The following is a 21,871-nucleotide window of genomic DNA, read 5'->3' on the forward strand; positions in this document are numbered from 1 at the left end:
CGCGCGGACAGGGGGTTGAGATCCTTTCGGTGAGTCGGCTCAGGCGGCCGTGATGGTGTCGGTGTCGAGGGTGACCGCGCCGTTGAGGGCCAGGACGCTCCCGTTCACGGTGGTGCCGGTGGTCACCGTGTCCGAGGTGAACGTCAGAATGTTGCCGGCGAAGTTGGTGTTGGCACCCAGCGTGGCCGAGCTACCGACTTGCCAGAACACATTGTGCGCGGTGGCTCCGTTGATGAGGCTCACCACACTGTTCGCGCCCGTGATCAGCGTCGACCCGGCCTGGAAGATGAACACAGCATTCGGATTGCCTTGCCCGTCCAGGGTGACGGTGCCGTTGAGACCGATCCCGCCGGTTGCCTTGTAGACCCCGGAGGTCAGGGTTTGACCCGCGAGATCAGCGGTCACGAAAGCGGTGGGCGTGCGGCCCGCCGCGTCGAGGTAGGCGGCCTGCAAATCGGTGTGTGCCTGCGCCGCGACCACGTCCCCGGCATGGATCGCTCCGCCGGTCACCGTTCCCGGCGGGAACCCGGTCACTGCGGTGCCCGGACTGACGCCCAGGTTCCCGGTGATGGCTGTGGCACCGGCGTTGGTGACTGTCGAGGCACCCAGCACCGCGAACGTCGATGCCGTACCCAGATTGACCGGCGCCAGACCCGACACGTAGGTGTAGGTGACTCCGTTGCTGGTCCCGCCGGGGGTGGTGACGGTGACCTGCACTGTCCCCGCCGTATGGGCCGGGGTCAGAACGGTGATCTGAGTGTCGGAATTGACAGTGAACAGAGTCGCCGGTGTCCCACCGAAACTCACCGCGGTGGCTCCGGTCAAGCCCGTGCCGGTGAGCACAACCACCGTCCCCCCACTCGGCGGACCCGAGCTCGGAGTAACGCTGGTAAGCGTCGGCACCGCGATATAGGTGAACGAGACTCCGTTGCTCGTACCGCCGGGGGTGGTGACGGTGACCTGCACTGTCCCCGCCGTATGGGCCGGGGTCAGAACGGTGATCTGAGTGTCGGAATTGACAGTGAACAGAGTCGCCGGTGTCCCACCGAAACTCACCGCGGTGGCTCCGGTCAAGCCCGTGCCGGTGAGCACAACCACCGTCCCCCCACTCGGCGGACCCGAGCTCGGAGTAACGCTGGTAAGCGTCGGCACCGCGATATAGGTGTAGGACACTCCGTTGCTCGTGCCGCTGGGAGTGGTGACGGTGACCTGCACTGTCCCCGCCGTATGGGCCGGGGCCACCGCGGTGATCTGGGTATCGGAGTTGACCGTGAACGAGGTTGCCGGTGTCCCACCGAAATTCACCGCGGTGGCTCCGGTCAGATGCGTCCCGGTGAGCACGACCGTCGTCCCACCGGCCGCTGACCCCGACGCCGGGATGATGCTGGTCAACGTAGGAAGCGCACCGCCGTAGGTGTAGGGCAGCGGGTTGCTCGTGCCGTCCAGCAACGCCTGTACCGTGACGTTCACCGTGCCGGTCCCCGGCGGGACGATGGCCGTGATCTGGGTATCGGAGTTGATGGTGAATGTCGTTGCCGTGGTGCCGAACCGAACAGTCAGCGGACCGACGTTGGCGAAGCCGGAACCGGTGATGATGACGGAGTTGAGACCCGCCGGAGGACCGAAAGAGGGATTCAGCGAGGTGATAACAGGTGACATTTTCTTGCCTTAATGAGAGAAGCAGTGAAAAGGGTTCTTACGCAGCGACACCGACTCAGCTGGATGACGCCGCTGATACCAGTTACCGCCCAGCGACGGCACCTCGGCAATGCCTCTTTGGTCCGGTTTCAGTCCGGTTTCCGTTCAGCGAGTAGCTGTTCGGAAGCTGGACACCAGCAGTGATCTTTGCTTCCCCCTTCGGCCGGCGCTGCCGTCCGCCCCGGGCGCCCGGCTTCGTTCGCGAATTCCGATGCCGGTCGGGCGGGGTGGTTCCGATCATGGTCGACACCATTGACATCGCCTGCGGCGGTGCCGGATTGGCATGTCGTGCTCGCGTGGCCGAAGTCCGCGGTCGGGTGTCCGGACGCCCTGGACACCGCTGGGGGTGCGGAACGCCCCAGCTGAGCGCAGCGTGGAAGAAACGTGGTCCATCGCCCCTGTCGGCCCGCTCGGTCATCGGCGCCAGCTGCGCGCGAGGACTCGCCACCCCCAGGGTGTCGACATACACGACCAACCGCAGCCCGGATCGGCGATAGGAATCACGTGCCGGTAAGAGTCGATCCCTGCGAAATATGAAACGTCACCAACTGGTAGCTGACGATGACCGGTGGAGTTTGCCGTGTGAGGAGGGGATTGACAAAGATGAACTCACATACCACCTTGGCCTGGCCAGCCGTGGTGTTCACGGCACCGAGACCCGCGGCTTCAGATCGAATCTCAGGTGGCCACCACCGGTCCCCTCAGGTCACCGGATGTGGCGATTCGGTCCGGTGATCTCGTATCTGGCTGTGTCGCCGGTAGTGGCCGCTTGATGGAAGCCGGCCTTGTCCAGCACGCGGACAGAGGCCGGGTTGGACAGTTCCACGTTCGCGAATACGGTGTGGACCCCGGGTGCGGTGAGTGCGAACTCCGCCAATGCCCGGGTGGCTTCGGCGGCGTAACCGCGGCCGCGGCGGGAAACCACGATGCCGTAACCGATTTCCAGTGCGCCCTCGTGCGGTGGCCAGAACAGCCCGATCGAGCCCACCACCAGGCGGCTGTCACGTTCGATGATCAGGCGGTGGCCGCATTCGCCGAGCCATGTCGGATGCTGATCGAACAGGCCCGCGATGACAAGGTCACCTTCGGCGGGGAAGTCGTCGGCCCAATGCGCCGGCCTGGTGTCGGCGAGAACCGCGGTGGCCTCGGCCATCGTCCACGGCTGAAGCACGAGGCGGTCGGTGGTCAGGTCGATGAGGTCTGATGGTGAATGGGAAGTCACGAGTCACTCCTGATGGAAGAGAAGACCGGACCGCACCGTGCTATCGCGCGGGCCGGACAAGGACATGCCGATGAAGGCCGACCGCGGCCATATTCATCAACCTCCCTGTCACCAGCTCACGCCCTTCGCGCCGGCATGACGCTAGCAATGCCACCGACGGCGAGCAAAGCAATATCGCTGATGCCGGTGTCGACGCGGCGGCGACCCGACATCGGTGCCGGAATGCCGTGGGAGCGAGAGCTGTGCCCGCTCCCACGGCGATTTCCGTCAGATGCCGAACGGGGCGGCGTAACGGATGGTCCCCGCCGGCAGCGGGTATCGGGCGTCGAGGGTGAGGGCCATCAGGGCCTCATCCGGGACATCGATGGTCAGGCCGATACCGTGCGCGGAGGCACGGGTGAACCCGAACCGCGGGTAATAGCCCGGGTGTCCGAGGACGGTGACGAAGTGCTCGCCGTTATCAGCGGCGGCCCGCAGGGCGGCCCGCACCACCGCGCTGCCGGCCCCACTGTTCTGGTGGTCGGGCCACACGGCCACCGGGCCCAAGCACAGGGCTGCGACCTCACCGATGTGGCAGCGGGTCAGCAGCGCATGCCCGACGAGCGCGCCATCGGAGTCGGTGGCCACCAGGGACAGGCCATCGATCCACGCCGGATCGCTGCGCAGCGCCTCGACAAGGTCGGCTTCCAGGGAGGTGTCGAACGACGCGAGATCGATCTCGCGGATGGTGGGGATGTCGGCGCTGGTTTCGGCGCGCGTCATCCAAGTATGACGAATCGTCATCGCGGAACAGATTCCTTCATGTTCGTGTCGATGATGCCGCCGCGCTATCGGGCGGGCGGCGAAGGGAATACGAGTCAGGCCGTCGGCCGGGACGTGGAAAATCCCCGGACTTCTTGTCCGGCAACGGCTTCGCGCGCCGCCATCAACCCACCTCCAGCCCTGTCGCCGACCGACACGAACAGCCACGCACACTATCACGTCACGCAGCGGCGCAAGCGGATTCGCCGACCTACCGTCCACCGCCGCGAGCACGAATCCTGCTGCCCCGGAACGTAACTTGTGAGACCGACATTTCGCCGACGCGCACACTTCTGCTACTGGCTGCGCACGCGCCGAGGATTCGAACTGGTGCGCACCGCGCTGGCAGAAGCACTTGCCAGCGACAGCGGCATCGAATGTCCAGCCCGGAAACTCCCGCAAGCTGAGGACTACGCGGATCCGTCGGGTATGGAGTTGGCTGAAACACAGTCATACAGGGACGGTTTGGGGTGATCCCAACCTGATGTGCCCACCGAGGGCATCTTCGGGCTGCACAGCAAGATGTACGGTTGCGCCGGCGCCTACCGGGTCAGAGTGGACTCGGGGTGGTGCGGTCGATGGAACCTGAACCCGTGTGCCGATAGCGTGTAGGGCCTGAACTGCGAGAGGACACCATGCACGCTCCTTCCTTTGTTTCCATCCTCGCTGCCGTCGGCAGCGCGCTTCTGTTTCAGGCCGCGCCGGCCTCAGCCGAGTCACACACCGGTATGCCGACGCTGACTGCACAGTTCGACGGCGGCCCGTGCGCGACCACCATCGACGCCAAGGCCAACATCTTCGATGACAGCAACCGGGTCTCCCTCGGCTACCAGACCAACGACATCGCCGGCACCGGCAGCGCCGGATGTGGGTCGTCGCTGGTCGCGGTCGTCAACTGGCGTAATTTGGACAGCGGCGGCGTGGGTAGCGTGTCCCAGCACATGTTCCACAACGAGACCAACTCGATATCCTTCGCCCCCGGCCCAGGAAGGATCGCGATCGAGCTGACCACGCTCGGTACCCACTTCCCCGACGCTTCCCGTCTCGAGGTCGTCATGCCCGGCTGATCGGTGCCGGAGACGGGTGTGATTCCGCTGACTACGGATCAGCTGCCCTAGGGCGTGTCCTCAAACCTTGTGGTAGCGGAAGGTAATGTCGCCGTCGAGCATGTCGAGCAGTTCGGCGATCACGCCGGTCTTGTCCCGCCAGGCGAGGTAGTTCTCGAAGTTCTCACGCGAATCCCACTTCTCGACGAAGAGGATCCGGGCCGGATCGTCCTGTTTACGGGCTATCTCCACGGTGATGTTGCCCTCGAAATCGCGCGTCCCCGGCACGTTCTTGACGAACCAAACGCGCAGTTCGTCGAAGTGACCGTCCGTGACGTTCATATCGATGGTGACCTGAATTGCCATGAGATATCTCCCGAATTTCATGAGAAAGGACTGATGGGCGCAGAGCGCGATCCTGTTCGAGGGAACAATCCGACCGTAACCTGCGTCACAGTTCCAACCAATTGAATTATCCTGAAGCGAGGATTCGAAGCGAGCGAATCCGACGCGATCTCCTTGTGTCCCAACATAACTCGCGTGCGGGGGCCGGGCGGACGCACTCGACGGTGCGGCGGGCAGCCGCTTTCCGTTCCTGGCCGCGAGGCTTCCGGGGAACGATCTTTCCCATTGTCGGGAACTCAACGCTGAACGAACCTCGATATGTGGCCATCGAGCCACGGAAACCTCCCCGAAAGGACGTAACACCGCCATGCAAACCAGCGTGAGCTTCCCCAGCAACGGTCTCCGTCTCGCGGGAATCCTTTTCACCCCGGACGACCGCGCAGGCGAGCGACTGCCCGCGGTCGTGGTGTCCCACCCGGGCGGCGGCGTCAAGGAACAGACCGCCAGCGTGTACGCGAAGCGATTGGCCGACAAGGGTTTCGCGGCCCTCGTGTTCGACGCCGCGTACCAGGGTGAGAGCGAAGGCGAACCGCGCTTCCTGGAGGATCCCTTCCAGCGCAGCGAGGACGTCAAATCCGCCGTCACCTATCTGACCACCCGTGACGACATCGATGCCGGTCGCATCGGCGCTCTGGGCATCTGCGCGTCCGGCGGCTATGTGCCCTTCGCCGCGCAGACCGATCACCGCATCAAGGCAGTCGCCACCGTGAGCGGCCTCGACATCGGCGACTACCTGAGCAACGGCCTCGGCCGCACCCAGGACCCGGCCGTACTGAACGAGATGCTGGACGCCGCCGGCGCCCTGCGCACCGCCGAAGCGCTCGGCGCGGAGCCGAACTACCAGATCTGGGCGCCGCCGACCGCCGAGGGCCTCGAGGACGCACCCGAGCTGTTCCGCGAGGCGCACGACTACTACCGCACCCCGCGTGCTCAGCATCCGCGGTCGGAGAACAAGTGGCCGCTGCAGAGCATCGACCGCATCGCCCAGTTCGACGCCTACGCCAAGATCGCGATGATCGCACCGCGGCCGCTGCTGATGATCGCCGGCTCGAAGGCCGACACCAAGTACTTCAGCGACGAGGCCATCGCCAAGGCCGCCGAGCCGAAGGAACTGTTCGTCATCGACGGCGCGTCCCACATCGACCTGTACGACGTGGACGAGTACGTCACTCCGGCCGTCGCGAAGCTGGAGGAGTTCTTCGGCAAGAACCTCGCCGGCTGAGCGAGTCCGCTGAAGCCGAGCACATCGGGTTTCCCCGTAGCGCCTGTCCCACACAGAACACCGTGTGGGACAGGCGCTTTCGCGTCGGTCACGGAAGCCGTTGACTACCATGCCGGTTGGCGATTCACCGGTCGTGGACGCAAACGGCTATTTCGCCGCGGGCGGGGTGCCCAGGACCAAGCCGTACGCGCGACGGCTGACGTCGCCGGACAGATCGACGGTGATGCCCTTGTCCTGGGTGAACTCGTCGAGCGCGTCGAGTACTTCCGGATGCTCGCATTCCCCGCCGAGCCGGGTCAGTACGCCGCCGGGCACGAGTTGGCCGATCGCATGGCACAACAGATCAAGCAGCAGAACGACCGGCTAGTCGAGGCGATCAACCGCGGTATCGACGCCGGCATCGCCAGACCCGTCGACCCCGCCCAGGTCGCGTTGGTGCTGTTGGCTGCATGGAACGGCATCATCAGCCTCAACTGGCGCCCGGACCAGCTACACCGCAGCGAGGAAGAACTGCGGCAGCTCCTCGAAAGCGCAGCCGACAGTATCGCCCACGGCCTGCTTCGCAGCCCTTGATTCCGCGCCCATGTGGCGGCACAGCGACGGTTGCCAGACCGCAGCCGCCACAGCGATGCCCGTCCGGGCGCGGTGAGCCCTCCTACCTCGAGCAACAGCCGTTCCTCGATCAGTGCCGACAGAGAAGGCAGCCGATCGAAGACGGCACCGTCGAACCAGCTTCGTGGGCGCGCATCGCAACTTCTGATGGCCGCGTGGCCGCATCGGGCTGTGGCAGCGCGTGTCATCTCACCGCCGAATCGTGCCACGGACGACGCCGAAGCCGGCCTGCACGAACCGATCTGCGGGTGCCTGCACTATCGGTGCGCCCAGGTCATCCGCGTCATAGGGACCGGTCCACGCCAGCCGCACGGCAGACCGCAGGTGGCTATTATCTCCTGCTCGGTGGCACCATCGGGGTAGTGGCGGGTGACCTGCGAGGCCGAGGAAGGGTATCCGCAGTCCGCGCATCTGCCGAAGTAGTCCAGCAGTTCCTGGACATCGGTGTGAATAGGTGAGGGCATACTCCCTCCGCGTATCGATCGTCTGAACAGTTGGCTTCGGGTGGTGGTAGGCGCCGACCGAAGGTCCTGTGCCGCACCGAAGATGTCCGCACCCGTGGGCCGCGGCGCACGGTATATCTCGATTCGCCAGGGCCTCGGAGAGCTTTTCCGCTCTGCGGTTCACGAGCAGCCCGCCGCCGAACTGCGCGCTCAGGACGCGCAGCGCCACCAAGGAGCATTGTGCCCGTGGGGTGCCGGCTATGCGTCAGGCTTCGGCGGCTGTCGGCAACAGGCCGAGCTGGGTCAGGAACGAGGCGTTGGCCCAGTAGCCGCGGTGCTCCACGACCTTGCCGTCCTCCACGGCGAAGGTGTCGACCAGCGGAAACTGCATGGCGCGGCCGGTAGGTGGAACCTCACCCTGCCGCGTGGCCAGCGGCCCGTGGTGGGTTCCCGAGAACGACACTTCGGCGACCGCGCCGTCACCGTCGTGCCAGATGTTGCGCACCGCGATGGTCAGATCCGGGAACGCGGTGATGAAGGTCTGGATCATCCCGCGCAGCTCGCCGATGCCCGACAGGGGGCCGGACGGGAATTCGCACGCCACGTCCTCGGAGAACGGACTCGCCGCAAGCTCCACGTCGCCGATGTTTCAATCCCCGGTGGGGCGCCTCGATGAAACCGTCCAGCAGCTCGCTCATAGACATGCCTTTCTCTCGACGATGGTCGTCGGAATCTGGACACCACCAACGGTATTCCGCATATCCCCCCTGCGGTGTCCTAGGAGTTGGACACTCAGCCCGCCCGCGACGCCGCTTGCCGGCCATGGAACACGCTGCTGCACACCACATTGAACGTCCAATAACCCGACATCACCGACGACATCACCGACAGCGTCGGCCGATCGCTTCTCCGGAGCAGTCCTTCCGCCGACGTAGGCGGCCGCTCCGGGATTGCGGCTGTCGACTCAGCGGCACCTAATCGGCAAAGCTTGGACTCTGATGATTCGACCGCATGGCCCCTGTCGCCCTCTCCCCCGGTACTCGAACACGTTCCGCCACTGAAGGAATCAGCTCACCTGGCGCTGACCGTTGGAGCACCGACACATGCTCCCGAGCAGGGCGCGCGGTAGCGGGTAAGGATTCCTGAGACGCTGTCGGGGCTGCGAACCGCCGGCACCGCGGCGGTGACGAGCTCGACAACCCGAGGGACGGTTGGCGGAACCATCGGCCCGGGTCGGGCGTCGGCGATCAACGCCGCGAATGTCCAATTCTCTGGACAGTCCGTGCCAGTGGACCCGCCATAGGCTCCGCCTTATGACAGCTCATTCCACCACGACAGGTCAGTGCGGGGCGGCTCGCACGACCGACCCTACCGCGCTTCCTCGCCAACGCGGGCGTGCCGGCTGGGTGCTGGCCGTCGCCGCGACCGTACTCCCCTGTTTCGCCGCGGTAGCCCAGCCCGCGACGGCGGCTCCGGCGGCATCGGAGGCCGGCTACCGCATCTACGCCCACGGCTTCATGAGCGACGGGATCGTCGGGTTCAACGCCTCCGACACCGGGCAGCCGACCCCGATACCGGGCCGGGCCCAAACCGGCCTCCCGAATTGGCCGCACGCGGCGTCGCGTGACGGGCGGTTCCTCTACGCGGCCCCCGCGATGAATCCGCGGCTGATCTCCTTCACCGTCGGTCCCGACGGTGGCCTGACGCCGGGCGCATCGATGCCGCTGCCCGACACTCCGGTCGATATCACGTTCGCGCCCAACGGCCGCGACGGGTTCGTCACGGTCGGCGCGGTGAATGCGTCGATCCTGCCGATCCGGATCGACAGCGACGGAGTGCCGTCTCCGAACGGTCCAGCGGTTCCGGTGGGCGGCGCGGTCGACGGCCTGGGCTCGGCCGAGATATCGCCCGACGGACGCAACCTGTACGTGGCCAGCGTCACCGGCCGTCAATTGGTGGTCTTCGACATCCACGACGACGGCACCCTGTCCGAGGCCCAGCAGCGCGTCGCCGGTGGCATCAACACCATCTACCCGGTGATCACCCCGGACGGGCGGCACCTGTTCTTCACCAACGAGATCAGCGGCACCGTACAGGCATTCAACCGCGCCGACGACGGAACACTGACCGAGGCGCCCGGGTCGCCATACCAGGCGGGCCTGCTGCCGCACATCGCGAGCACCACCCCTGACGGCCACTACTTGTACGTGCCCAATATGGGCTCGTCGTTCATCAGCTCCTACGAGATCCACCCCGACGGGACCCTGCGTCCCATGCCCAACGTCGACTTCGCCCCCGAACCCGGTGTCAACGCCGAATCATCGGTGATGTCACCGAGCGGGAAGGCGCTGTGGGTCCTGGGCACCGATCCGATGCGCGCCGGCGAGGAAGTCCTGCGCCGCTTCGCCATCGGCGCCGACGGCACCCTGATCCGCGACGACTCGACCGCCCGCTACACCGGCACAACCGTCGCCGACGGCAGGACACTGACACTGGTCCCGGCCGTCTGATCGAGAACTCGTGGCGCCGACGTCATCGGCTACAACTGCTGGAGCTTCACCGACAACTACGAATGGGGAAGCTACCGAACACGATTCGGGCTCTACACCATCGACGTCGTCAGAGACCCACAGCTACGTCGCCGCCCGACTGACACCGTAGCCGCATACCGGGCCGCCATCGCGCGCGGTGGCGTACCCGACGGCTGTCGGCCGTCTCGCGAGCAACTCGAATTTCCCAGTCGCACAAAGTGTTAACCGGCCTCTACGCCGACATTCATCCGCTGGCGCCACCCGATAGCCATGGATAGAAGCATGGATAGAAGAACGATGAGACCACGACGTCCACGCTCGGCATCCCGCCCCGGGAATCGAACCCGAGCATGCGCCGACCTCACCCTCGCCGCTGCGGCGATCCCTCGGTGTCCACTGCGCCGCGCGGCGACGCCACACCCACCTCCCCCACACACTGCTCGCTACCGTCCACGACCGGACCACAGACTGCCGACCCCGCCGACGAGGGATTCGACCCGACCGCCCGCACCGCATCCTCGCCACCGCCCCCTCCGCAGTGCTCAGCTCCAACACCAACAGCGACCCCCACATCCCCTCGATGAATTCGAATATCGACCCTCCCGGATTCTTCGACCCGGACCTCATTCTGGGCGCCCTCGGCGTCGGGCCGTACGCACCGTCGCACTGCACACTCTCTCACTGCGGACCGAACCCGCTCGAGCCACCACAGCTGGGCAACCCCGGCTGTTCGGGAGTCACCTGCACGGGTCCTCTCGCACCCCATCAGCGGCAGCGACCTGCGGCACGGTCGTCGAACGGTATGCGGCGCAGAGGTTCTCGACGATTTGACGGTGAGCATCCACTGCCGCACTGCCCACCACAAGCCCGAAAGTTCTTCCTCCGAACTGTTGTGTGAACGACGACACCACCGGACGATCGCGTTCCCGGCAACGAAAGGGGGTATGCACCGCGTGTCGCAGGATTTCACATTATGCGTAATCATCCGTTCGCGGATCGGAAGGAGGCGCGCGATGGCGCGAATCAAGTTGAAGCCACTCGCAGAGCAGGTCGTGGTCGTCGCTGGTAGTTCCAGCGGGATCGGCAGGGAGACGGCGCTGCGCCTGGGTAAGGCTGGAGCGAAGGTGGTCGTGGCGGCGCGCAACGAACGGGGTCTCGCCTCGCTCGTGCGTGAGATCGGCGCAGCCGGTGGTGAGGCGGTGTACGCGGTATGCGACGTCAGCGATCGCGGCCAGGTCGAGTCAGTCGCCGACCTGGCCGTCGCGACGTTCGGACGCATCGATACCTGGGTCTCGGCCGCCGGCGTCGTGGTCTACGCGGATTTCGAACACACCACACCCGAGGAATTCCGCCGCCTCATGGACATCAATTTCATGGGCCAGGTGCACGGATTTCAGGTTGCGCTACCTCACCTGCGCCGGGCCGGCGGTGGCGCGCTGGTATCGGTCGGATCGGGCGAGACGGTGATTTCTATGCCGCTCAACAGCGCCTACGCCGCATCCAAGCACGCGGTGGAAGGGATGCTCGATGCGCTGCGACGCGAGCTGGACGCCGCGGGCACACCGGTTTCGGTCACCAGCATCAAACCCTCGGCGATCAACACACCCTTCTTCACCAACGGACGCAACAAAATGGACGTGAAACCGAAGGGCGCCCCACCGTTCTACCGTCCCGCGGTCGTCGCAGATTGCGTTCTGTTCGCCGCCGCACACCCGGTGCGTGATCTTTACGCCGGCGGAGCCGCCAAGCTGATGAAGGTGACCCAACATCTCGCTCCGAGACTCGCCGATGTCGTCCTGGCGAAATTCGGCATCCCGATGGAGCGCACGACCGAGCCTGCGAAGGACGTGGACGGCAATCTGTACGAACCGAGCGGCGACGCGCGCGTCGAAGGGGACTTCCACAGTCGAGCACTCCAGGTCAGTCCCTACACCTGGCTGGCGACGCACCCCAAGGCGCGGCGCCTGCTGTGGGCTGGAACCGCGGTTACCCTCGGAAAGAGCTGGGTGACGAGGCACACAAACCGCCCTCGACGAAGTGCACGCTGCAATGGGAACTGGCACTGATGCCACTGGCTCTACCCTCCACGACACAACGGCAAAGATCGAGCGCTCCGTCATTTGATCAGCAAGGGCACGCGATCCCGTCGAGCCAGTGTCCGACCAGGCCGCATACGGTCCCGGCGCATTCCACCTGCGGGTTGTGCCCGGCGGCATCGAGCACCGTTGCCGCCATCCGGGGGTAGTGGTCGAGCAGGGCCAGCTGGTCGCGCCAGCCCACCAGGGCGTCCTGCCGGGTGGTGACCAGCAAGTGGCGCCCGCGGTGCGTGGGCGCATGGTGCTCCGGCCACTGTGGCAGCAGGAAGTCGGTTTCCAGCTCGGTGGCGGCCGCCTCGTCGTGGGCTCGCCAGCCGGGAAGCACATATCGCTCGAAGAGCTCCCACCTCGGCTTGTCGAGGTGGGCCATGACGGAGCTGAACAGCTCGCGGTCGGCGGCCGGGAGGCGGTCGAGCAGTTCCTCGTCACGTTCCAGGACTGTTTCCTCGGGCAGCGTCCGGTCGTCGCCCCAGCGCACGACCGGTGCCAGCAGCGCCGAGCCGAGCACCTGCTCCCCGTAACGTGCCGTCACCGCGCGAGCGAGCTGACCGCCGAAGGACTGCCCGACCACCGCGAACGGCAGGTCGGCCAACTCAGTGTCGAGCCAATCGAAGACAGCTTCGGCCAGGGCGGCCGCCGAGGTCGGTCTCGGCAGCCGGGAGCTGGCTCCGTGACCGGGGAGGTCGAGGTAAAGGCGCCGCCAGCCGGTACGGTCGGCGAAGGCGGATTCGAGCGGGAGCAGGACCTGGTGGTCAACGGTGTAGCCGTGGATCAGGACAAGCGGCGTGCCGTCACCGAAGGCGCTGTGCCGGATGGTCGAGCGGGTCATAACCACACCCTCCGACCTTTACACTTGTGTCACGGTCAAGCAGCCGGTTCGACGTCGGCCTCAACTAGGGGCAGATCGCCGGGCTGCAGCGGCCACGGCCGCTGCGGCGTGGCGAACCACTGCCGAGCCGAATGTCGAGCAGGCACCGGGCGCAGGCGGAGTCAGATCACTATCACGCGGCGATCACATAGATTCCCGCAGATGATCAGCGGGGAGCGAATGCGCCGATGTCGATCGCGATGATGACTGGGCCCGGAGCAGGGCTATCGCGGCCGTTGCGATCGCGTAGCGGTCGGATCCGGCGGGTCCGACCGACCACAGCGACACATGAAATAGGCCCGGCCGCACAAGTCATCGGCCGCGATCGTTCGCGAGGTGTTCGAGCCGGGTGACGGCCGACATCGCGGCGGGCCAACCGGCGTAGAAGGCAAGGTGAGTGATCGCCTCGACCAGTTCGTCGATGGTCACGCCGTTGTCCAATGCAGCTTCCAGGTGGAAACCGATCTGCTCGGTGCGGTTCATCGCGATCAGCGCTGATACCGTGACGAGGCTGCGATCGCGGGGTGACAGTCCGGGCCTGGTCCAAATGTCGCCGAACAGAATCCGTTCGGTCAGATCGGCCAGGGCGGGTGCGAATTCTCCAAGCAATTCACGCGTTCTACTCGGCCCGTCGGCCATTGGTCTGCTCCCTCGGTCGAACGGCTACGAACACGACTCGGTTTCGAGTGCCGATGTGACACCGGCCAACTGCGCCCGGCCTGCCGCCACCGGCCCGAGTTTCGGTAATGCATGGCCCATCCGGTCGCGTTTGGCGCCGAGGTAGCCAGCGTTGTGATCGGTCGGTGCCCTACCACGGGCACACGTTCGGCAACCGCAATTCCCATGTGCGCCAATCATCGCCAGTCCGTGGGTGTCGGCGAAGGCCCGCAGCTGCGCTCCGCGGGTCATGGTCCCGTCATCGTCGACGAGTTCGACCAGCACACCGACCGGCGCCAAGCCCGCCAACTCGGCCAGGTCCGCCGCTGCCTCGGTGTGACCCCGGCGAACGAGGACCCCACCGTCCCGGTAGCGCAGCGGGAATACGTGTCCGGGCCGGTTCAGGTCGGCAGCCATGGATGCCGGGTCGGCCAGGGCGCGGAGGGTGCGCGCCCGGTCGGCAGCCGAGATGCCTGTTGTGACACCAGCTCTCGCGTCCACCGACACGGTGTAGGCGGTGCGCAAGGGGTCCTGATGGTGCGGCGTCATCAGCGGGATCGCCAGGCGATCGAGCCATTCCCCCGCCATCGGCGCACAGATCACGCCACTGGAGTGGCGGATGGTGAACGCCAGCAACTCCGGCGTGGCACGTTGGGCGGCGAAGATGATATCGCCCTCGTTCTCGCGGTCGGCATCATCGACCACCACGACGGGCGGCCCCGCCGCTATGTCGGAGATCGCCCTGTCCACACTGTCCAGGCGGATCTGTCGATCCATCACCCGTTCCTACCCGTCCGGTCTCATGCCAGCGTCACATTCGTTGCAGCACAAGTGCGTTCGCCATGCCGCCGGCCTCGCAGACCGTCTGCAATCCGAGGCGGCCTCCGTTGTACTCCAGGGCGTGCAGCATCGTGGTGAACAATCGGCATCCAGTGGCGCCGATCGGATGTCCGAGCGCGATCGCTCCGCCGCGTGGATTCACTCGAGCGAGGTCGGCGCCCAGTTCCGCCTGCCATGCCAGCGGGACCGATGCGAACGCCTCGTTCACCTCGAAGTGGTCGATGTCGTCCACTGTGAGGCCGGTACGTTCGAGCAACGTCCTGGTGGCCGCGATCGGCGCGGTGAGCATGAACATCGGATCGTCGCCGCAGGCGTGGAATCCGCGAAATCGCGCTCGCGGTCGCAGGTCGAACCGTTCGGCAGCCCGTTCGCTCACGATCAGGACCGCGCTCGCCCCGTCGGTGAGTTGCGACGAGCTCGCCGCCGTGATCCGCCATTCCAGCTCCGGGAACCTACGGGCCAGCTCGTCGGACAATCAATTTCGGGCACCAACTCCTCGGAGTCGCCGTCTTCGTCGCACTCGGCCTGATGTCGGCGCTCGTGGTGGTCTTCGCGATCGAGAAAACAGTCGGCCTCCGCGATCGACGTGTCGACCAGGGACACCACTCACAACTCGATCGCGCCACCCTGGGCCAGGAAGCATACTCGGCACCGGCGCCCCACCCCACCGTGGCGGCTCCCGGCACCGCAGCAGTCTCCGGATGATGCTGCGCGGATCAGAGGTACCCGTCGTCGATATCTCGCGTTGTCGGTTGTTTCGGGTATCGGACTATCGATAGCGTCAATGCCGGATTGCGACCGCGCACGGCTGGTGATCGTGCGCGGTCGCATCGGCGGCATGGAGTTATTTGGCCGGGGACGGGGAAGCCGGGGAAAACGGCGTATTGATGGTGGTGAAGTACTGGATGCCGGCCATGATGGCGACCGGGGCGGTGACCAGCAATTGGCCGGCCAATGTGCCGAGAGCGCCGACCGCGACGACGCCGCCGAGGCATCCCACTGCTGCCGCCGGAATGAACGCCCCGAACATGCCGACGATCGTGGCGGCCGCGACGGTCGCACCTGCGATACCGCCCAGGACGCAACCGACTGCGCCGCCGGTAATGCCTCCGACCATCGTCCCGAGCGTAGCTCCGGTGGTGATCGTTGTGACCATGCGGTTCCACGCCGCCTGCTCGCGGTCGTAAGGCGTCTTGAACGGCGCTTGATCTTCGAACGGCAATGCGACCGGTCTGTACACCGCGTCAGCGAGATCGAACCGGGGAGTCAGTTCGGCGGTCCGGTCATGAATCTCGGCTGCGATCGGAAATACGAAATCATCGACGCGGAACGACAGTTCAGTGCCGGCCAGAACCGTCCCGTCACTGGCCGCGATCGTGAACACGCCATCTTTCACAGCCATCGACCCGGCATCGGTCCGCACGATCGTCGATGTCGCGTCGGTGGTGGATGTAAACCTGACACCTTCGTCGCCGGCGGCAGGCGCTGCCGTCACCGTGCCCGCCGAGATTCCCATCGCAATAGACGCAAGCGCAGCAGTACCCGCAAAATTTTTGATCTTCATCAGTCGATCCTCATCGTGAAAAGGGCATGGTTGGGTGACAAACTCGTTCTACGAGAACAGAATTCGTTTTTGTGTGAACGAAGTGAACTACGTCGAGCCGGTGAGTCGATATCGCTCGTCGGGGCGGAATGAATGGGCAAATTGCGCAGGCCGAGGCACGGCATCGCCGTCAGTGTCTTCGGGAGCCGGAGAAGACTTCTGCGGAGATGCCGTGCCCGATCGGCCGGATCGCATCCCAGCCACAAGGTGAGGTTGCGGTCAGATCGCCGGACAGCTCGCGGTCACGGTCGAGGAGGTCTGCGGCTCGTCAGTTCGCCACGCTGTAACCGGCCTCGGCGGTCGGTGGGTCAAGCGCTTGCCAAGGCTGGACCGCCGGTGGTGTCTCGTTGCGTGGAGAGCCAGAGCAGGAGGGCGACGAGTGCGGCGCCGATGACGGCGGGGGCGGCGAATGCGTAGAAGCTCCACTGCGCGCCGAGGCCGGCGTCGAGGATCCAACCGGCCATCGCCGGTCCGGCCATCGCGCCGATGCGGCCGAGCCCCAGGACCACGCCGACGGCGGCGCCGCGATTCTCCACGGGAAAGTAGTGGGCGACGAATCCGTAGATGATCGAGTTCGTTCCGGTCCCGCCGATTCCCGCGCCGAGAATTGCCAGCAGCATCCATCCGGTGTCCATCTTGTTGCTGAGAAGCAGCAGGGACAGGGCGCCGACGCCGAACATCACCATGACCACACGGCCGCATCCGATGCGGTCGGCGAAGTAGGCGCCGATCACAGCGCCGACGACGCCGCCGGATTGCAGTGCGAGCATGAATGTCAGAGACGAGCCGAGTGCGTACCCCTGTTCACGCATGAGGGCCGGAGCCCACGTGTTGAGTCCGTAGACGACGACGTTCACGCACACGCACATCATGATGAAGACGACGAGCGGGGCAAGCAGTGGACGTTCGAGTAGCCGGCGACTGCCCCCCGCGCTCGCTTCCTGTTGCGGAGAATCGTCTGCCTGCTCATTGAGCTCGTGATAGTCGAGTCCGAACGACTCTGCCAGTTCGCGGGCTTCGGCTTCGCGCCCCTGCGCGGCGAGGAAACCGGCGGATTCCGGGAGGCGGAACCACATCACGGGGATCAGTAGCAGGAAAACCGCGCCCAGCCCGAACAGGATGCGCCAGTCGTAATGAGGCAGTAGCCAGATGGCAGCCAGCGAGGCCACGATGCCGCCGAAGGAAAAACCGGTCAGCATGGCGCCGTTGTACAGTTGCCGGCGATGCTTCGGCGCGTACTCGAGCGTCAGCGCCACCGCAGACGGCACGATACTGCCGATTCCGATACCAGTGAGAAACCGTGCGGCCCCGAACATTCCGACGTTGAGCGCTGCCGCCGAAAGCAGCGATCCAATCGCGATCCACACGACCCCTACCAGCATGATCCGCCGTCGGCCGATCCGATCGGCGAGGGGACCGGCCGTGAGGAAGCCGACCATCAGACCACCGAGGGTCCAGGTCCCGATCAAGCCCGCCGCGCTGTGGGTCAGATGCCAGTCGGGCTCTTCCAAGATCTTCGGAAGGGTCGCTCCGTACACGACCATGTCGTAGCCATCAGCCACGATCGTCAAAAAGCACAGTACGGCGACTGCCAGGCCACTGCGTGGGCGGCTGGGGGATCTCACCACGGTCGTTCTCCGATTCCGTTGTCTCGTCGGCGCGTCGGACGTTGGCCGCCGACAGGGATTCGCCGGATCGCACAAGGCGCGCATGAATGCGGCCCGCGCTCTGATCGAGCCTGGGACTGCGACCGGCGTCACAAAATATTAAGCATTATATGTTTCGCGCGCAAGTACCTGGGTGGTTGCTGGAGGCGCGGGCACCGATCATCGCGGTGCGTGGGAAGCGTGTCCTAGATCCTGGTGCGACTCGTCGTCAACGGGCGCCCGCGGGTGTATACGTGGCGCGTGCGGTCCACTGTTTCTGGACTCCGAAGCAGCCGTGGGGGCCGGTGTAGGTCCGGGCGCACGGGTGGTGACGTATGTGCCGGAGACACCGCCACGGCACGAATCGGTGGGCGAAGAGTAAATCCGCCGGTATCAGCAACGAGACACGTCCGGTCGAAATACCCTAGTAGTAGAGCTTCTCGTAGACCGTAACCGAGCGGGGCCGGGGGACCTTGCACGCGGCCGAATGAAGGAGACAGGCTATGTCGGACGCCACACCTGATCTGCAAGCCTCCACACCGGGCAATCCTCAACTCCGGTTGGCTCTCGGCATCACGCGCGAGGGCCGTGTGACCGCCAGGCCGTACGACGGTACGCAAGAGCAGAGCTTCAACATCGTTGATCAAGCCGACGGCTCGAAGGGTATCCGCTGTAAGTACTACGACCTGGCCCTCGGCATGACAGCCACCGGTGTGAACGTGCGGCCCTACGATGGCAGCCGGGACCAGAGCTTCACCTTTGTAGGGATAAACAACGGATACGGATCTACGAGCATCCGCTGTAGGTACGACCACAACATCGCACTTGCCACGACGGGCACCAATGACGTCTACCCAAGGCCCTACGAAGGCAAATACCCCGAATCGTTCAACCTGCACGGACAAGCCGACGGCTCCACCGGCATCCGCAGCACCCACCTCAACGGCTCCCCCGCCACCGCTTCCGAGCCCACCACCCCGGCCACTGCAACGTAGTAGCCTCGCGCGCAGGCTGATTCATCTACGGTTGCCGGGCGCGTGGGTCAGAACTCGACCGAGATCTGATCGTGTCGACGATGAAAGCCATACGCGAATTGTGAACGCGGACACCGAGAGAGAGCCGGACTCCCACACCAGCACCGAGAAGGGACACCTACCATGCCTGACGAGGATCGCTTGGTCGACTGGTACGACTGCTCGAACAAGGATGACGGCAACTACCCCCATCCGACCGGCGACACCACCAAGTTCATGTCGTGCGTCGCACGTACCAACGCCTACGAGCGCAATTGCCCGCCAGGCACGCACTTCGACTCTGAACAGGGACGATGCGTATAGGCCGGTGACCAACGCGCCTGCGATAACTGCGCGAGGGTCAACGACACTCGTCAACGGGAGTTGCTTTCGGAGGTCCGGGTTGCGCCGATCAGCTCGTGGTGTGCGAGCGTGTCAGGCCGCACCCCGCCGGGGTTCGCCCGACCGTTCGCGGCATTGCTCGCGCAGTGCGTTCACCGTCGCCGCGCAGGGCGGTACATGGCACGAGTCGACGGCGTTCTACCGTGCACGTGGCAGGGATGCCGGCAACCCGAACGTAGGGAGGACGATCTCCTCGAAGCGGGTCATGGCGCTGATTCGGTCGCCGGCGAGAGTGAGCACGAACAGGCCGACTCCCCGACTACCGGTGGGGGTCGGTCGGTAGACACCGAACGCCGGTTGACCGTTGGCTCGCGTCGGCACCAGTTCGAATCTCCGTACCGAGCCGAAAACGAAGGCGCAGAAGCGTGCCACGCTGTTTCGGCCCCGGTACTCCAACGGTATCGGTGGCATCGACATGAAGACGTCGTCGGTCAACAGCGTCACCAACGCATCGACGTCGGCGGATTCGTAGGCGCTGACGAACTTCGCCGCGAGCGCGTTCTCGGCAGGCGAGCCGGCGGCGGGCGGCTGGGCTCCGGCAGCCGTCACCGACAGTCGATCTCGCATGCCCGCACGTGCGCGCTTGAGGGCGCTTTTGACCGATTCGACGGTCGTGTCGAGCATGTCGGCCACTTCGTCGGCGTGGAATCCGAGGACATCGCGCAGGATGAGAACGGCGAGCTGGCGATGCGGCAGGATCTGCAAGGCGGTCACGAATGCCAGGGAGATGGATTCGGATTGCCCGTAGCGGGCCTCCGGACCCAGCGGCACACTGATCGTGCCGTTCAGAAGGGTGTCGGGATAAGGCTCGAGCCAATGGATTTCGCCGAAACCCGTCGGTTCCGGCGGTTCGACCCCCGGAACGTCCCACGGCTTCGCGGGGCGCCGGCGCTCGGCGCGCAACGCGTCGAGGCACTGGTTCGTCGCGATGCGGTAGAGCCACGTGCGAACCGAGGCGCGGCCCTCGAATCGGTCGAGGCCACGCCACGCGGCCAACAACGTGTCCTGAAGGGCGTCCTCGGCATCCTGAAACGATCCGAGCATCCGGTAGCAGTGCACCTGCAGCTCGCGACGGTGCGGCTCGGTCAGCGCTCGGAACGCCTCGCCGTCGCCGGCCCGCGCCCGCGACATCAGGTCTGTTCCCGCCAACTCCACTCCCGCCGCCTCTCTCCGTGTGTGCGGTTCCATCCTGTATGGACGCCGGCCGCTGCGCGAAGGGGGCGCTCGGGCAGCGCCCCCTTTTCCGATGTCGCGGCGTCCACACCCGTGACAACCGACAACATCGTCAATGGAGCACGGAAATGGGAAAAATCGTTCTCACCTCGAACGTCACACTCGACGGAGTGGTCCAGGACCCGGACGGCGCGGAGGGCTTCGAACATGGCGGCTGGTTCCACCAGTTCGTAGGACCCAAGGACCTCGAAGACTGGACCGCGCGTGAGACGCAGGAAGCGCTGCATGCCGAAGTGCTGCTGCTGGGCGGGCGGACCAATGAGTGGTTCGCGGACCGGATGACAGAGCAGAACCTGGCGGAGGGGCGTGTGGGCCCCGAGTGGGCGGACAGGGTGCGCAGCATGCCCAAGTACGTCGTGTCCTCGACCGTCGACGACCCTCGGTGGAGAAACGTCACCGTCCTGCGCGGCGACGCGGTCAAGGAGGTTTCGGAGCTGAAGGGCACGGTGGACGGGGAAATCCTGATCTACGCCAGCTACCAGCTCGCACGCACTCTGATCGAACACAACCTGCTCGACGAACTGCGGCTGGTCGTCTTTCCGGTGGTGGTGGGAACCGGCCGGCGTCTGTTCGACGAGGCCGGTGCCAAGAAACCGCTACACCTGGCCGACACCCGACAGCTCGGCGACGGCCTCGTGTACTACAGCTACGAAATCGCGCGAGGCTAACGCCTCTACAGCCCCAGCCCGGTTGCCCATGGCCGCGTCGACGTCCCGCCGGTCGCGCGGTCATGGCAACGCTTACTCCCGGCGGTTCCCACTACCGGGCCGACCTCGCCCCGCCGCCGACCCACGGCACCGGGGCAGTCCATGTCCCGGTGCTGCTCGCTGCTACCTACCTCGTCCGCGGTCTCGCGCGCAGGACGACGACGCGGTAGGCCGCCTCGGTGGCCAGCGCCGTCAGCCGATCGACATGTTCGGCAGGAACGAAAGTGACTGGGTAGCAGTCGGACTCGATGTCAAATGCTGGTAGACATCCCTGGAAGGGCTGGCATACTGTCGCGAACGTGCAGGTGGACGGCAACGGGCCGGTCGTCGGACAACGTGTCGGCTGCGTCAATCGGTCGTGCCGGCGTGCGCGGCGATGATTCGCCAACCGTGAGTCTCGTCGTATAGCCAGGTACGGGTGTAGCGCATCCTGGCCGCGAAAGGCGCCCCGAAGACGGTCCCTTCGACGGTGCCGAGAAACCACGTCACCCCGGTGCGCCCGTCGGTGAGCACGGTCAACTCCTCCTCGGCCACCTTCGTCACCACCTGCGCTCGAGTGCGGTGCAGCTCCAGGTCGTCCGCCTTGGTCTGAACATTCGCACCGAAGGTGAAGATCAGCCGATCATCCATCAGCCGATCCAGCGCCTCGACGTCTCCAGCGAGCTGCGCGGTCTGCAGCCGGCGCTCGGCGTCCCGCAAGTTCTCCATGAGGAACACTCTCCCAGCCGATGCCGTATCCGCGCCAGGACGTTCACACTCGGCTGATCTTGGCAGTCCGCCCGGGCAAGGTCCAAGCACCCGTCGAGGTGCCGGATTCGTCGCGGCA

21 protein-coding genes and 3 pseudogenes are annotated in these 21,871 nt (G+C 65.5%); 9 read left to right on the forward strand and 15 right to left on the reverse strand.

The window, feature by feature from the left end; translation table 11 throughout:
- Nucleotides 1-39 precede the first annotated feature (39 nt).
- The 3 genes from NMI01S_RS13200 to NMI01S_RS13210 form a co-directional block, all read right to left on the reverse strand.
- The gene (locus NMI01S_RS13200; RefSeq protein ID WP_062997070.1) at nt 40-1,659 is read right to left on the reverse strand and encodes an ice-binding family protein; all 1,620 of its coding nucleotides are present in this window, start codon (nt 1,657-1,659) and stop codon (nt 40-42) included.
- Nucleotides 1,660-2,404: 745 nt separating this feature from the next.
- Nucleotides 2,405-2,920 (reverse strand): GNAT family N-acetyltransferase, encoded by a 516-nt coding sequence (locus NMI01S_RS13205; protein WP_062997072.1) that lies wholly within the window; start codon nt 2,918-2,920, stop codon nt 2,405-2,407.
- Nucleotides 2,921-3,187: 267 nt separating this feature from the next.
- Nucleotides 3,188-3,682 (reverse strand): GNAT family N-acetyltransferase, encoded by a 495-nt coding sequence (locus NMI01S_RS13210; RefSeq protein ID WP_245716840.1) that lies wholly within the window; start codon nt 3,680-3,682, stop codon nt 3,188-3,190.
- 674 nt (nt 3,683-4,356) lie between these two features.
- Here NMI01S_RS13210 and NMI01S_RS13215 point away from each other — a divergent pair.
- On the forward strand, nt 4,357-4,788 hold the full coding sequence (locus NMI01S_RS13215) for a hypothetical protein (protein WP_157126160.1): 432 nt from the start codon (nt 4,357-4,359) through the stop codon (nt 4,786-4,788).
- Between the two features lie 60 nt (nt 4,789-4,848).
- On the opposite strand, the gene NMI01S_RS35320 is transcribed toward NMI01S_RS13215, so the two are convergent.
- Complete coding sequence (locus NMI01S_RS35320) at nt 4,849-5,133, reverse strand: putative quinol monooxygenase (protein ID WP_167669904.1); 285 nt, start codon at nt 5,131-5,133, stop codon at nt 4,849-4,851.
- A 346-nt stretch (nt 5,134-5,479) separates the two neighbouring features.
- On the opposite strand from NMI01S_RS35320, the gene NMI01S_RS13225 reads away from it, so the two are divergent.
- Nucleotides 5,480-6,394, forward strand: a complete 915-nt coding sequence (locus NMI01S_RS13225; protein WP_062997081.1) for an alpha/beta hydrolase — start codon at nt 5,480-5,482, stop codon at nt 6,392-6,394.
- A gap of 147 nt (nt 6,395-6,541) precedes the next feature.
- Here NMI01S_RS13225 and NMI01S_RS34805 read toward each other — a convergent pair whose 3' ends face one another.
- Nucleotides 6,542-6,709: a hypothetical protein gene (locus NMI01S_RS34805; protein ID WP_157126161.1), complete on the reverse strand. Its 168-nt coding sequence runs from the start codon at nt 6,707-6,709 to the stop codon at nt 6,542-6,544.
- A gap of 15 nt (nt 6,710-6,724) precedes the next feature.
- Here NMI01S_RS34805 and NMI01S_RS13230 point away from each other — a divergent pair, with 15 nt between their 5' ends.
- On the forward strand, nt 6,725-6,967 hold the full coding sequence (locus NMI01S_RS13230) for a hypothetical protein (protein ID WP_174554514.1): 243 nt from the start codon (nt 6,725-6,727) through the stop codon (nt 6,965-6,967).
- A 747-nt stretch (nt 6,968-7,714) separates the two neighbouring features.
- Here NMI01S_RS13230 and NMI01S_RS13235 read toward each other — a convergent pair.
- Nucleotides 7,715-8,086 (reverse strand): ester cyclase, encoded by a 372-nt coding sequence (locus NMI01S_RS13235; protein WP_062997083.1) that lies wholly within the window; start codon nt 8,084-8,086, stop codon nt 7,715-7,717.
- 676 nt (nt 8,087-8,762) lie between these two features.
- Between NMI01S_RS13235 and NMI01S_RS13240 the strand changes: the two genes are divergently transcribed.
- From NMI01S_RS13240 to NMI01S_RS13245, 3 genes and pseudogenes are all read left to right on the forward strand, one after another.
- The gene (locus NMI01S_RS13240; RefSeq protein WP_167669905.1) at nt 8,763-9,959 is read left to right on the forward strand and encodes a lactonase family protein; all 1,197 of its coding nucleotides are present in this window, start codon (nt 8,763-8,765) and stop codon (nt 9,957-9,959) included.
- Nucleotides 9,960-10,205: pseudogene (locus NMI01S_RS34810) on the forward strand (family 1 glycosylhydrolase); the annotation flags it as partial. It abuts the gene before it with no gap.
- 788 nt (nt 10,206-10,993) lie between these two features.
- On the forward strand, nt 10,994-12,046 hold the full coding sequence (locus NMI01S_RS13245) for an SDR family oxidoreductase (protein ID WP_062997087.1): 1,053 nt from the start codon (nt 10,994-10,996) through the stop codon (nt 12,044-12,046).
- A gap of 58 nt (nt 12,047-12,104) precedes the next feature.
- On the opposite strand, the gene NMI01S_RS13250 is transcribed toward NMI01S_RS13245, so the two are convergent.
- From NMI01S_RS13250 to NMI01S_RS13275, 6 genes and pseudogenes are all read right to left on the reverse strand, one after another.
- On the reverse strand, nt 12,105-12,905 hold the full coding sequence (locus tag NMI01S_RS13250; RefSeq protein ID WP_062997089.1) for an alpha/beta fold hydrolase: 801 nt from the start codon (nt 12,903-12,905) through the stop codon (nt 12,105-12,107).
- 351 nt (nt 12,906-13,256) lie between these two features.
- Nucleotides 13,257-13,553, reverse strand: a complete 297-nt coding sequence (locus NMI01S_RS13255) for a carboxymuconolactone decarboxylase family protein (RefSeq protein WP_439956258.1) — start codon at nt 13,551-13,553, stop codon at nt 13,257-13,259.
- 243 nt (nt 13,554-13,796) lie between these two features.
- Nucleotides 13,797-14,378: pseudogene (gene ribB, locus NMI01S_RS13260) on the reverse strand (3,4-dihydroxy-2-butanone-4-phosphate synthase); the annotation flags it as partial.
- Between the two features lie 34 nt (nt 14,379-14,412).
- A pseudogene (locus NMI01S_RS13265) lies at nt 14,413-14,913 on the reverse strand (acetyl-CoA C-acetyltransferase); the annotation flags it as partial.
- 372 nt (nt 14,914-15,285) lie between these two features.
- Nucleotides 15,286-16,005, reverse strand: a complete 720-nt coding sequence (locus NMI01S_RS13270; protein WP_062997093.1) for a DUF8020 domain-containing protein — start codon at nt 16,003-16,005, stop codon at nt 15,286-15,288.
- A gap of 347 nt (nt 16,006-16,352) precedes the next feature.
- Nucleotides 16,353-17,606: an MFS transporter gene (locus tag NMI01S_RS13275; RefSeq protein ID WP_245716841.1), complete on the reverse strand. Its 1,254-nt coding sequence runs from the start codon at nt 17,604-17,606 to the stop codon at nt 16,353-16,355.
- A gap of 587 nt (nt 17,607-18,193) precedes the next feature.
- On the opposite strand from NMI01S_RS13275, the gene NMI01S_RS13280 reads away from it, so the two are divergent.
- Both NMI01S_RS13280 and NMI01S_RS36365 read left to right on the forward strand, forming a co-directional pair.
- Nucleotides 18,194-18,685 (forward strand): RICIN domain-containing protein, encoded by a 492-nt coding sequence (locus NMI01S_RS13280; RefSeq protein ID WP_062997097.1) that lies wholly within the window; start codon nt 18,194-18,196, stop codon nt 18,683-18,685.
- 162 nt (nt 18,686-18,847) lie between these two features.
- Entirely contained in the window at nt 18,848-19,027 is a 180-nt protein-coding gene (locus tag NMI01S_RS36365) for a carbohydrate-binding module family 14 protein (RefSeq protein ID WP_084512933.1), read from the forward strand.
- Between the two features lie 216 nt (nt 19,028-19,243).
- On the opposite strand, the gene NMI01S_RS13285 is transcribed toward NMI01S_RS36365, so the two are convergent.
- Entirely contained in the window at nt 19,244-20,236 is a 993-nt protein-coding gene (locus tag NMI01S_RS13285; protein WP_084512961.1) for a sigma-70 family RNA polymerase sigma factor, read from the reverse strand.
- 62 nt (nt 20,237-20,298) lie between these two features.
- On the opposite strand from NMI01S_RS13285, the gene NMI01S_RS13290 reads away from it, so the two are divergent.
- Entirely contained in the window at nt 20,299-21,006 is a 708-nt protein-coding gene (locus NMI01S_RS13290) for a dihydrofolate reductase family protein (RefSeq protein ID WP_245716842.1), read from the forward strand.
- A 166-nt stretch (nt 21,007-21,172) separates the two neighbouring features.
- Here NMI01S_RS13290 and NMI01S_RS36525 read toward each other — a convergent pair whose 3' ends face one another.
- Together NMI01S_RS36525 and NMI01S_RS13295 are read right to left on the reverse strand one after the other, a co-directional pair.
- The gene (locus NMI01S_RS36525; RefSeq protein WP_439956259.1) at nt 21,173-21,433 is read right to left on the reverse strand and encodes a DUF6630 family protein; all 261 of its coding nucleotides are present in this window, start codon (nt 21,431-21,433) and stop codon (nt 21,173-21,175) included.
- Nucleotides 21,394-21,753, reverse strand: coding sequence for a nuclear transport factor 2 family protein (locus NMI01S_RS13295; protein ID WP_062997103.1), 360 nt, complete (start codon nt 21,751-21,753; stop codon nt 21,394-21,396). The genes NMI01S_RS36525 and NMI01S_RS13295 overlap by 40 nt, the downstream gene beginning before the upstream one ends.
- Between the last annotated feature and the right edge of the window lie 118 nt (nt 21,754-21,871).

Origin of the sequence: Nocardia mikamii NBRC 108933 (assembly GCF_001613505.1) — a bacterium.
GTDB classification, from domain to species: Bacteria; Actinomycetota; Actinomycetes; order Mycobacteriales; family Mycobacteriaceae; genus Nocardia; species Nocardia mikamii.

Excerpts from the sequence above, each read along its gene's own strand:
- NMI01S_RS13215 (WP_157126160.1), top strand. The coding sequence starts at position 4,357 with ATGCACGCTCCTTCCTTTGTTTCCATCCTCGCTGCCGTCGGCAGCGCG.
- NMI01S_RS13200 (WP_062997070.1), bottom strand. The coding sequence starts at position 1,659 with ATGTCACCTGTTATCACCTCGCTGAATCCCTCTTTCGGTCCTCCGGCG.
- NMI01S_RS35320 (WP_167669904.1), bottom strand. The coding sequence starts at position 5,133 with ATGGCAATTCAGGTCACCATCGATATGAACGTCACGGACGGTCACTTC.
- NMI01S_RS13270 (WP_062997093.1), bottom strand. The coding sequence starts at position 16,005 with ATGAAGATCAAAAATTTTGCGGGTACTGCTGCGCTTGCGTCTATTGCG.
- NMI01S_RS13230 (WP_174554514.1), top strand. The coding sequence starts at position 6,725 with ATGGCACAACAGATCAAGCAGCAGAACGACCGGCTAGTCGAGGCGATC.
- NMI01S_RS13285 (WP_084512961.1), bottom strand. The coding sequence starts at position 20,236 with ATGTCGCGGGCGCGGGCCGGCGACGGCGAGGCGTTCCGAGCGCTGACC.
- NMI01S_RS13290 (WP_245716842.1), top strand. The coding sequence starts at position 20,299 with ATGGACGCCGGCCGCTGCGCGAAGGGGGCGCTCGGGCAGCGCCCCCTT.
- NMI01S_RS36365 (WP_084512933.1), top strand. The coding sequence starts at position 18,848 with ATGCCTGACGAGGATCGCTTGGTCGACTGGTACGACTGCTCGAACAAG.
- NMI01S_RS13240 (WP_167669905.1), top strand. The coding sequence starts at position 8,763 with ATGACAGCTCATTCCACCACGACAGGTCAGTGCGGGGCGGCTCGCACG.
- NMI01S_RS13245 (WP_062997087.1), top strand. The coding sequence starts at position 10,994 with ATGGCGCGAATCAAGTTGAAGCCACTCGCAGAGCAGGTCGTGGTCGTC.
- NMI01S_RS13295 (WP_062997103.1), bottom strand. The coding sequence starts at position 21,753 with ATGGAGAACTTGCGGGACGCCGAGCGCCGGCTGCAGACCGCGCAGCTC.
- NMI01S_RS13225 (WP_062997081.1), top strand. The coding sequence starts at position 5,480 with ATGCAAACCAGCGTGAGCTTCCCCAGCAACGGTCTCCGTCTCGCGGGA.
- NMI01S_RS13210 (WP_245716840.1), bottom strand. The coding sequence starts at position 3,682 with ATGACGCGCGCCGAAACCAGCGCCGACATCCCCACCATCCGCGAGATC.
- NMI01S_RS13250 (WP_062997089.1), bottom strand. The coding sequence starts at position 12,905 with ATGACCCGCTCGACCATCCGGCACAGCGCCTTCGGTGACGGCACGCCG.
- NMI01S_RS13280 (WP_062997097.1), top strand. The coding sequence starts at position 18,194 with ATGTCGGACGCCACACCTGATCTGCAAGCCTCCACACCGGGCAATCCT.